The 10,168-nt window shown below is 74.0% G+C and carries 8 protein-coding genes and 1 rRNA gene; 7 read left to right on the top strand and 2 right to left on the bottom strand.

Annotation, left to right across the window (positions count from 1 at the left end; translation table 11 throughout):
• Positions 1 to 93 (bottom strand): 16S ribosomal RNA (locus ACFWJ4_RS02580); the annotation flags it as partial.
• Positions 94 to 817: 724 nt separating this feature from the next.
• Here ACFWJ4_RS02580 and ACFWJ4_RS02575 point away from each other — a divergent pair.
• The gene (locus ACFWJ4_RS02575) at positions 818 to 1,318 is read left to right on the top strand and encodes a hypothetical protein (RefSeq protein WP_380538473.1); all 501 of its coding nucleotides are present in this window, start codon (positions 818 to 820) and stop codon (positions 1,316 to 1,318) included.
• Here the strand turns inward: ACFWJ4_RS02575 and ACFWJ4_RS02570 are convergent.
• Entirely contained in the window at positions 1,312 to 2,787 is a 1,476-nt protein-coding gene (locus tag ACFWJ4_RS02570; protein ID WP_380538471.1) for a BTAD domain-containing putative transcriptional regulator, read from the bottom strand. The genes ACFWJ4_RS02575 and ACFWJ4_RS02570 overlap by 7 nt on opposite strands.
• Positions 2,788 to 2,884: 97 nt before the next feature.
• Here ACFWJ4_RS02570 and ACFWJ4_RS02565 point away from each other — a divergent pair, with 97 nt between their 5' ends.
• From ACFWJ4_RS02565 to ACFWJ4_RS02540, 6 genes are all read left to right on the top strand, one after another.
• On the top strand, positions 2,885 to 5,815 hold the full coding sequence (locus tag ACFWJ4_RS02565; protein WP_380538469.1) for a BTAD domain-containing putative transcriptional regulator: 2,931 nt from the start codon (positions 2,885 to 2,887) through the stop codon (positions 5,813 to 5,815).
• A 133-nt stretch (positions 5,816 to 5,948) separates the two neighbouring features.
• Positions 5,949 to 6,854 (top strand): CAP domain-containing protein, encoded by a 906-nt coding sequence (locus tag ACFWJ4_RS02560; protein WP_359902310.1) that lies wholly within the window; start codon positions 5,949 to 5,951, stop codon positions 6,852 to 6,854.
• A 42-nt stretch (positions 6,855 to 6,896) separates the two neighbouring features.
• Positions 6,897 to 7,757 (top strand): peptidoglycan-binding protein, encoded by an 861-nt coding sequence (locus ACFWJ4_RS02555; protein ID WP_380538467.1) that lies wholly within the window; start codon positions 6,897 to 6,899, stop codon positions 7,755 to 7,757.
• A gap of 44 nt (positions 7,758 to 7,801) precedes the next feature.
• Positions 7,802 to 8,368 (top strand): RICIN domain-containing protein, encoded by a 567-nt coding sequence (locus ACFWJ4_RS02550; RefSeq protein ID WP_380538465.1) that lies wholly within the window; start codon positions 7,802 to 7,804, stop codon positions 8,366 to 8,368.
• Between the two features lie 60 nt (positions 8,369 to 8,428).
• Positions 8,429 to 9,214, top strand: a complete 786-nt coding sequence (locus ACFWJ4_RS02545; RefSeq protein WP_380538463.1) for a GNAT family N-acetyltransferase — start codon at positions 8,429 to 8,431, stop codon at positions 9,212 to 9,214.
• A 184-nt stretch (positions 9,215 to 9,398) separates the two neighbouring features.
• Positions 9,399 to 10,130: a hypothetical protein gene (locus tag ACFWJ4_RS02540; protein WP_380538461.1), complete on the top strand. Its 732-nt coding sequence runs from the start codon at positions 9,399 to 9,401 to the stop codon at positions 10,128 to 10,130.
• The last annotated feature ends 38 nt before the right edge of the window (positions 10,131 to 10,168 follow it).

Raw genomic sequence — 10,168 nt, 5'->3', positions numbered from 1 at the left:
ACTGATCCACCCCGAAGGGCTTCACCGTTCGACTTGCATGTGTTAAGCACGCCGCCAGCGTTCGTCCTGAGCCAGGATCAAACTCTCCGTGAATGTATACCCGTAATCGGGTCGACACCCGCGTTGAGCGGCACGGCAACCACCGGAATAGGGCGGCCCCGCGCACTGCGTCCTCGCTAGTGTTTGTTTCAAAAGGAATCTCCAACCCCAGGAAACCTGAGGCCGGGGATGTCAACATATCTGGCGTTGACTTTTGGCACGCTGTTGAGTTCTCAAGGAACGGACGCTTCCTTCGGACCGCCTTCCAGCGGACCCTCCGGGCTTCGTTCTTTCGTGTTTCCAGCTTATCAGATGTTTTCCGCTCCGTTTCCGGGGCTTCGTTCATCCAACTCGCCGGTGTCTTCCGGGGCTTGACGCCCTGTCCGACGTTTCAAACTCTAGCCGATCCCCGCTCCGAAAAGCGAATCCGACCGCAACCCAATAAAACGAGCACGCCGAATAAGCACCAGGCCACGACGCACACAGGCGAAGCGACCCGGCCCGAACCGGGAAGTGGTGTTTCAGAGGATTGGCCACCCCGGGACCGTCCGCGCGGCTGCGTGTCCGGTGCTCCCTGTCAGGCGACTAGGAGACAGTACTCCTACTCCGGGCCCAAGCCAAACGCCCCTGCCCGGCTCCTCCCCGCCCCACACCGCCGGACGCCGATCAACGTCGGCGTTCATCGTTTGTCTACCGCCCTCCCCCAAGCTCGTGCCACACCGCGCCCCGAGGACCTGGCGGCGCGATCGCACGAGAGAACCACGAGGTACACGGGGACATGAAGACGATGAAGGCCCTCCGGCAGATCGCCCTGGCCACCGCCACCACCGCGCTCGCGCTGGCCGGGGCCGTGGCCTCCACCGGCACCGCGGAGGCGGCGATCGACCGGGCCGGCGACCACGTCTCGATCTGGGACGACGAGCCGCTGTACCCGGGCTGGTACATCGAGTCCGGCTCCACCAGGATGATCATGCAGCCCGACGGCAACTTCGTCGTCTACCAGTTCGGCACCACCGTCAAGATGGCCAGCAACACCGTCGGCTGCGGCTACAAGGCCGTCATGCAGGTCGACGGCAACTTCGTGGTCTACTCCGCCAACGGCGCGGCCTGCTGGTCGTCCGGCACCGCCGGACACCCGCACGCCAAGCTGACCGTCACCGCCGGCGGCACCTCCGGCGTCTACTGGGGCGGCGGCATCATCCCCCGGCTCGCCCACTCCTCCGAGCGCGGCCCCTTCTCCGGCCCGGGCTCGGTCTTCTTCTCCTCCGACCTCTACTGAGTCCTCCCCGGCCCGTCCCCCCGGAGCGCGAGCCAGCTGACCAGGTCGGCCACCGTCCACCGGGGCCGGGCGGCCAGCCGCTCCGCCGCGGTCCGCAGCAGGACCGGCAGGTGGCCGCAGAGCGCGGCCACCTCGGCCACCGCCTCCGGCTCCCGCCGGACCCGCTCCGCGCCGACGATCCGGGCCAGCAGCTCGTAGGCGTCGTGCGGCTCCAGCGGTCCCACCGCCAGCCGCACGGCGTCCTCGGGCAACGCGCCCGGCTCCGCGCCCGCCACCACCGCGGCGCAGCCGGGCGCAGCCGGCAGCAGCGGCCCCGGCTCGGCCACCCCGTCGAGCAGCACCAGCACCCGACGCCCGGTGAGTGCCGTGCGGTAGCGCGCGGCCAGCTCGTCGAGGCCGGCCGAGGAGTCCGCGCGATCCCCCAACGCCCGCAGGAAGCCGGCCAGCACCGCGCCCGAGCCGCCGCCGCTCGCGTACAGCTGCCCGTCCGGGAAGGCGTCCTGGACGGCGTGGGCGACATGCACCGCCAGCGCCGACGCGCCGCAGCCCGCCGGGCCCGACAGCCCCAGCACCGGCGTGCCGCCCGCCCGCAGCGCCCGCTCCGCCTCCCGCACCTGCGCCGCCCGCCCGACCAGGTCCGGAATGTCCGGCGGCAGCTGACACGGCCTCGGCAACCGCCGCAGCAGCACCGGGGTCTCGCCGCGCCGGATCTGCTCCGCCAGCTCGACCAGCGCCGGGGCGGGTTCGAGCCCGAGCTCCCCGTCCAACCGCTCCCGCAGCGCCTCGTACCCCGCCAGCGCCTCCGCCGTACGCCCGCAGCGGTGCAGCGCCAGCAGGTGCAGCCGGTGCACCTCCTCGTCCTGCGGGTACGAAGCCGCCAGCCCGGCCAGCGGATCCAGCGCCTCGGCGTGCCGGCCGAGCGCCAGGTCCAGGCCGAGCAGTGCCTTCACCGCCGCGAACCGCCCCGCCGCGAGCCGCTCCCGGACCCGCTCGGCGAGCGCCCCGGGCACCCCGTCCAGGGCGCGCCGCCCCTCCCAGGAACCCAGTGCCCGCGCCAGCGACTCGCGCGCCCGCAACGGATCCTGGTGACGCAGCGCAATGGCCTCGGCCACCGCGCCCTCGTAACGGAAGAGGTCCACCGCCGTGCGCGGCGCCTCCAGCCGGTAGCCGCCCGCGGTCCCGACCAGCAGCCCGGGCGTGCCCAGAGCACGCCGCAGGCGGTGGATGTGCGTGCCGATCTGCCCGACCGGATCCTTCGGCCAGCGGGTGTCGTCCGCCCCCCACAGGTCCTCGACCAGCCGATCCGTGGACACCAGCTGCCCCGGCGGGATCAGCAGCGCCGCCAGCACGGCCCGCTGCTGCGGCCGGCCGAGGTCGAGCTCACGGCCGTCGCACCGGGCCCGCAGCGGACCCAGCAGGCTGAAATCGAGCCCCACCGCCCACCCCTCGAAGACGTCGATCCGGTACACAATCTGTGACAGAGAATAGGCCGCCGGGGTATGGGGGCCCCGCCGTCCGGCCGGAACTGGCGGGATCCCGGCACAGAACGACTTTCGGGGACGGGACATGGGTGACATCGGGGGGTCCGGACTGCGGTTCGGACTGCTGGGACCGCTGCGGGCCTGGTACGGGGAGCAGGAACTGGAACTGGGCAGGCCGCAGCAGCGGGCCGTGCTCGCCGTCCTGCTGGGCGCGGCCGGGCGGACGGTGGCCGTCCCGGTGCTGGTCGAGGGGGTGTGGGGCGGCGCCGCACCGGCCGACCCGCGCAAGGCCGTCCAGCTCGCCGTCTCCCGGCTGCGCGCCGCGTTCCGGCCGTACGCCGGGGACGACCCGGAGCGGATGCCGCTGGTCCGGGTCGGCGACGGCTACGCGTTCAAGGCGGCCGGGGCCGAGCTGGACTCGGCCGAGTGGGACGCCCTGCTGGCCGAGGCCCGACGGCTGCGCGACGCGGACGCGCCGCCGCAGGAGGTCCGGGAGGTGCTGCGCCGCGCCCACCGGATGTGGGTCGGCGAGGCACTGGCCGGGCTTCCCGGGCCGCACGCCGAGGCCGTCCGCGCCCGCCTGACCGAACAGCGGGTCTCGGCCAAGGAGACGGAACTGGAGCTGGACGCCGACCTCGGCGACCGCACCGACCTCACCGCCGCGGCGGCCGCCCTCGCCCTGGAGCACCCCGGCCGCCCCCGGCTCACCGCCGTCCTGATGCGCGCCCTCTACCAGGCCGGGCGCAAGGCCGAGGCGCTCGCCGTGTACGAGGACGCCCGCGCCTGGCTCCCGCCGGGCGAGGACGGACCGGCCGGGCTCCAGCTGCGCATCCTGCGCGAGGACGCCTCCCTGCTGCCCGCGAACACCACCGCCGGCCCGACCGAACCGGCCGCCACCGAGACCGACAGCTGGCAGGCGCCCGACCAGCTCCCGTCCGGCCTGCCCGACTTCACCGGCCGCACCGAGGAGGCCGAGACCCTCGCCGACCGCCTCGCCGGCGCCGGCGGCCGGGCCGTCGTGGTCTCCGCCCTGGACGGCATGGGCGGCGTCGGCAAGACCACCCTCGCCGTGCACGTGGCCCGCCGGGTCCGCGACCGCTTCCCCGACGGACAGCTCTTCGCCGACCTGCGCGGCGCCGACCGCACCCCGCCCGACCCCGGCACGGTGCTCGCCGGCTTCCTGCGGGACCTCGGCGTCGACCCGGGCGAGATCCCTCCGGACACCGGCGAACGCAGCGCGCTCTACCGCTCGGCCCTGTCCGGGCGGCGCGTCCTGGTCGTCCTCGACAACGCCGCCACCACCGGCCACGTCGAACCGCTGCTGCCCGGCTCACCCGGGTGCGCGGTCCTCGTCACCAGCCGCCACCGGCTGACCGGCCTCGCCGGGGCCCACCAGCTGCGCCTGGACACCCTGCCGCCCGAGCAGGCGCTGGAGCTGTTCACCCTGATCGTCGGCGCCGAACGCGTCGCCGCCGAGCCCGGGGCCGCCGAGCAGGTCGTCCGGGCGTGCGGGCTGCTGCCGCTCGCCGTCCGCATCGTCGCCTCCCGGCTCGCCGCCGACCCCTCGCTCACCCTGGCCGCGCTCACCGAAGGGCTTCGCCGCGAGCACCGGCTGGTCGAACTCAGCGACGGCGAACGGACCGTCGAAGCCAGCTTCGCGCTCTCCTACCGCCGCCTCGACGCCGAACTCGCCCGCGCCTTCCGGCTGCTCTCCCTGCCCGACGCCCCCGACGTCCCGCTGCCCTGCGCCGCCGCCCTGCTCGACCGCACCGAGGCCGAGACCGGAGAGCTGCTCGAAACCCTCGTCGACCTCAACCTCCTGCACTCCCCGCGCTTCGGCCGCTACGGGTTCCACGACCTCGTCCGTGCCTACGCCCGCGGTCGGCTCGCCGAGGAGGACGGTGCCGCCGAGAGCACCGCCGCCACCGACCGGCTGCTCGACTTCTGCCTCGCCAGCGCCCGCAACGCCGACCTCGCCGCCCGCAGGCCCGACCCGGTCGAGCTCAGCCTGCTCGACGCGGCCGTGTCCCACCCCGGCCGACCGGTCGCCGACGGCGCGCAAGCCGTGCGCTGGATGCGCGAGCAGGCCGAGGTGCACGCCGCCGTCATCGCCCTGAGCTGCGCCGACCCGGCCGTGCCGCTCGACCGCGCCGCCGAACTCGCCGACCGGATGAGCTCGGTGCTCGCCGAACGCACCCAGACCACCGTCATCGCCGACCTCGCCGAACGCCTCGCCGGTGAAGCCGAGGCCCGCGGCGACCACGGCCCGCACGCCCTCGCCCGGTACGTGCGCGGCTCCATGCTCTGGCACGTCAACCGCTACGCCGAGTCCGCGGAGGAGATCCGCCGGGTCGTCGACATCTGCACCGCCACCGGCACCGAGCGGGTCCTCGCCAAGGCCCTGCTCACCCTCGGCGGCAACGCCCGCGTCCACGGCCGCTACGCCGAGGCCGCCGAACACGCCGGCCGCGCCGCGGGGCTGTTCCGCCGCCTGGACGCCGGACGCTCCGAGGGCAGCGCGCTCGGCGAGTTCGCCTTCAGCGCGGCCCAGACCGGACGCCTCGACGAGGCCCGCGACGCCGCCGAACGCTGCGCCCGCCTGATGAGCGACTCCGGCCCGGTCTCCGCCGCGACCGGCCGCTACTACCTCGCCCGGGTACTGCGGCTGTGCGGCGACCCGGAGGCGGCGCTCGCCCACGCCGTCGGCGCCCGCGAGGAGTTCGCCGCCCTCCAGGTCACCGTCTTCGCCGCCGCGGCCGGGGACCTCGCCGCCCGCATCCACGCCGAGGCCGGCCGCTGGCTGCTCGCCGTCGACGCCGCCGAGGCCGTCCTCCCGCTCGCCCGCCGCACCAGCGCCGCCCTGGAGGCCGCCCTGCTGCGCACCCTCGGCACCGCGCTCACCGGACTCGGCCGCCCGCGCCAGGCCCGGGCCTGTCTGACGGACGCCCTGGAGGTGTACGAGCGGCTGGGGCTCAAGGAGGAATCCGAGCAGGTCAGGGGGCTGCTGGAGCGGTAGACGCGGCATCAACGCGAAGGTGCACTACGCGCGTTGACCGACCGTCTACCGCGATGCCGGAACGTCTCTCTCGTCAGGCCCCCGGCCGCAGCGGTCGCGGCCCGGGGCGACACCACAGACGAGAGGCGCAACCATGCCCACGCTCCCCCAGCACGGTCAGAACTGGACGCTCAAGTCCGCCAACGGAACCGTCGCCGACCTCCGCTCCAGCCAGACCACCGCCGGCACCGCCATCCAGTCCTGGGGCCCCAACGGCACCACCGCCCAGGGCTGGACCTTCTGGGCCAAGGAGAACGGCAGCTTCCTCCTGGAGACCCTGCTGACCACCGGGCGGCACGCAGGCGGCCAGGCCATGGTCATGGACTTCAACTACTCCATCGGCCAGACCTGGCTCTACAACGAGCACAACCAGCCCAACCAGCACTGGTGCTTCGAGCCCCTCGACAACGACTGGGTGCGCATCCGCACCACCCGCACCAACGACGGCATGCTCTTCCTCACCGCCGCCGCCCCCGGCTCGCCCCTCACCCTGGCCAAGCAGGACGACGGCAACCCGGCGCAGCGCTGGCAGCTCGTCCCGGCCGGGGGCGCCGGCAGCGGCGGCCAGCAGCAGCCCCAGCCGCAGCCCCAGCCCCAGCCGCAGCCCGGCGGCGGCGGTGACTTCCGCACCGAGATGCTGAACTCCGTCAACGCCGAGCGCGGCCGGGTCGGCGCCCCGCCGGTGCGCCTGGACGACCGCCTCAGCGCGGCCGCCCAGCGCCACGCCAACGACATGGCCTCGCACGACCTCACCCAGCACAACGGCACCGACGGCAGCACCCCCTGGGACCGCATCGCGGCCGCCGGCTTCTCCTCGCGGGCCTCCGCCGAGAACGTCACCCCGAGCAACAGCGTGCCGGAGGCGATGCAGATGTGGATGAACAGCCCGGGCCACCGGGTGAACATCCTCAACCCCGACTACAACTTCATCGGCATCGGCTACGCGCCCCGCCAGCGCGGCAACTGGGGCCGCTACGTGCAGACCTTCGGCAAGGCCTGAGACCCCGACCGGCACCCTTCCAGCAACAAGGAGTCCATACCCATGTCCTCGAACGCGGCGGACCTGATCCGCATCGCCCGAGACGAGGTCGGCTACCACGAGGGCCGCAGCGGCGGGCACTGGAACAACATCCAGAAGTTCTCCCCCGCCGTCGCCGGCCTGGAGTGGTCCCAGGGCGAGGCCTGGTGCGCCACCTTCGTCGCCTGGTGCGCCGAGCAGTCCGGCAACGGCGGGCTCTTCCCGGTGAGCGCCTCCTGCGCGGAGGGCGTCGCCTGGTTCAAGGAGCGCGACCGCTTCACCGAGTACCCGGTGATCGGCGGCCAGGTCTTCTTCGGGCCCGGCGGCGGCAGCCACACCGGCATCTGCGTCGCCTACACCAGCTCCACCATCACCACCGTCGAGGGCAACACCAACGACGGGGGAAGCTCCGAGGGCGACGGCGTCTACCTCAAGACCCGTGAGCGCCACTCGGACTGGGTCCACGGCTACGGCATCCCGGACTTCGCCGAGGGCGTCGTCCTCGCCGATCCGCAGTGGAAGGACCGCTCCGGGGCGCTCTACTTCGGGCAGGAGGCGTCCGCCGACGACAGCCCCGCCGGCGGCGCGCCGTCCGGCACCGCCCCGGCGGCCGGCGGCGACGGCGGCGGCGGCGGCGGCTACGAGCCCTTCCCCGGCGCCGACTTCTTCCACGACGGCCAGAACAGCGACGTCATCACCCGGATGGGAGAGCGCCTCGTCGCCGAGGGCTGCTCCGCCTACGCCGAGGGCCCCGGGCCCGAGTGGTCCGGCGCCGACCGCGAGTCCTTCCGCAACTGGCAGCACAAGCTCGGCGACTCGGGCGCGGACGCCGACGGCGTCCCCGGCCCCAAGCAGTGGGCCGCGCTCGCGGTCCCGCGCGGCTGACGCCGGGCACACGGCACACCCACCTCACCAGAAGGAGAAACCCGATGAGCACCATCACCCGTACCCGCAGGCTCCTCGCCTCGGTCGGGACCGTCGCGGCCGTCGCGGGGGCGGTCGTGGCGGGCGCGCCCGCCGCACAGGCGGCGCAGGCCGGCGCCTGCGACCTGTCGCCGTCCGTGGGGGGCATGACGGCCGTGAACAACGGCTCCGGGGCCGGCGCGCTCGACCTGTACCACAACGTCGAGGTCAACGGTCAGCCGATCATCATCTATCCGGCCAACCAGTCGCCCGCGCAGACCTGGTCGTTCTGGAAGTACTGCGACGGCACCACGGCGATCTCGCACGGGCAGGGCAAGGTCATCGACCTCGACACCGGCTCGGGCGCGGTCCGCCTCTGGGACACCCCCGGCGGGCTGGACGGCCTCAACCGGCCGACCGGCGACTGGATGCCGGCCAACCAGAAGTGGCTGCTGACGGACAACGACCGCGGCTGGTACATGATCATCAGCGCGGCCACCGGGCAGTGCCTCACCTCCAACGGCGGCGGCCAGGCCACCGGGGTGACCTCCTGCAACACCGGCGACCCGGCCCAGCGCTGGCTGCTGGGCTGACGAACCACCGGGCCCGGTCCGCTCCTCGACGTCGAGCGGACCGGGCCTATCCTCGTCCGCGTGCCCCTCATCAGCCTGCACGACCGCGCCGCGCTCGCCGCCCGCTTCCACACCGATCCGGCGCTGCACCTCTTCGAGCTCGGCGACCTGGACGACACCCTCTGGCCCAACACCACCTGGTACACCGCCGCTCCCGACGCCGGGCACGGACCGGTCGCACTGCTCTACAGCGGCGGCGACACCCCCGTCCTGCTCGCCTTCGCCCGGCCCGCCGACCTCCCCCCGCTGGAGGCGCTGCTGCGCGACCTCCGCCCCTTCCTCCCCCGCCGGTTCACGGCCGGGCTGCCGGACGGCGCCGAGCGGGCGCTCGCACCCGACTACGCGGTCGAGCGCCGGACGCCGCTGCTGCGGATGCTCCTCACGGCGGAACTCCCGGCCGAGGACACGCACGAGACCCGGCCGTTGGGCCCCGCCGACGTCGACGGCGTCCGAGCCCTGCTCGCCGAGTCCTACCCCGACTCCTGGTTCGACCCCCGGATGCTGGCCGGCGGCGGCTACGTCGGCATCCGCGAGAACGGCCGGCTGCTGGCCGTCGCCGGAGTGCACGTCCACTCGCCCGCCCAGCGGGTCGCCGTGCTCGGCAACGTCACCACCCACCCCGACGCCCGCGGCCGCGGCCTCGCCCGGGCCTGCGTCACCGCGCTCTGCCGCCGGCTGGCCGCGAGCACCGACCACCTGGGCCTGAACGTCCGCACCGACAACGCCCCGGCGATCCGGCTGTACGAGCGGCTCGGCTTCACCACCGTCGCCACGTACAACGAGCTGGTGCTCGGCGCCACCTCATAGGGCGCCTCCCGGACCGGTGCGGCGGATCACGAGTCGATATCCCTTGTCACAGCCGCGCCTGGGACTCGTCACGAGCGTGTCAAAGCGGCGCCGAACCCATGGTCCCGATCGTTCGCGCTGCGCTATGAACGTCCCTCAGGAGGACCGCCGGCACCGGGGGTCCGCAACCACGGGGGATCCACACGTGAAGCCCATCCGCAGCAGTCGCCACGCCCTGGCCCTGGCCTCGCTGGCCGCTGTCGGCGCGCTCACCCTGACCGCCTGCAACGACGACGCCTCGTCGTCCGACACCGCGACGACCCCGCCGGCGACCGGCGCGCCCGCCACCCAGGCCGCCTCGCCGAGCGCCGCGGCCACCACCCCGGCCGCCTCCGGTTCGGCCTCCGTCCCGACGGGCGGCAGCGCCTCCGTCCCGGCGGGCGGCACCGCCTCCGGTACGGCCGCCGCGCCCGCGCCGGCCGGCAGCGCCCCGGCGGCCGGGACCACCCTGAAGCTCGGCGACGCCGCCACCATCCCGTTCAGCTCGGGCAGCACCAAGGGCACCATCGCGCTCGCGGTCACCTCGATCGAGAAGGGCGACCCGGCCGACCTCACCTCGCTCAACCTGGGCGACAAGGCCAAGGGGCTGGTGCCGTACTACATCCACTACAAGGTCACCAACGCCGGCAGCACCGACCTGTCCTACACCAGCGTCAACCACATGAAGGGCCTGCTGGCGGACGGCACCGAGGCGCAGGAGCTGATGGTCATCGGCTCCTTCCCCAAGTGCAAGAGCGAGTCGCTGCCCAAGGGCTTCACCAACGGCCAGTCCGCCACGTCCTGTGCGGTGGCGATGTCCCCGGAGGCCTCCAAGGTGGCGGGCGCCGAGTACTGGGGCGAGCCGTACACCCTCGGCAAGGGCCTCAACTGGAAGTGATGCCCGGGTGGTCCGGGCGGGGCGGCGCACTGCCGCCC

Source organism: Kitasatospora sp. NPDC127067 (genome assembly GCF_042724755.1).
Lineage (GTDB): Bacteria > Actinomycetota > Actinomycetes > Streptomycetales > Streptomycetaceae > Kitasatospora > Kitasatospora lactacystinica.
This window is presented reverse-complemented; position numbering and strand designations above follow the sequence as displayed.

Excerpts from the sequence above, each read along its gene's own strand:
- ACFWJ4_RS02575 (WP_380538473.1), top strand. The coding sequence starts at position 818 with ATGAAGACGATGAAGGCCCTCCGGCAGATCGCCCTGGCCACCGCCACC.
- ACFWJ4_RS02550 (WP_380538465.1), top strand. The coding sequence starts at position 7,802 with ATGAGCACCATCACCCGTACCCGCAGGCTCCTCGCCTCGGTCGGGACC.
- ACFWJ4_RS02565 (WP_380538469.1), top strand. The coding sequence starts at position 2,885 with ATGGGTGACATCGGGGGGTCCGGACTGCGGTTCGGACTGCTGGGACCG.
- ACFWJ4_RS02560 (WP_359902310.1), top strand. The coding sequence starts at position 5,949 with ATGCCCACGCTCCCCCAGCACGGTCAGAACTGGACGCTCAAGTCCGCC.
- ACFWJ4_RS02555 (WP_380538467.1), top strand. The coding sequence starts at position 6,897 with ATGTCCTCGAACGCGGCGGACCTGATCCGCATCGCCCGAGACGAGGTC.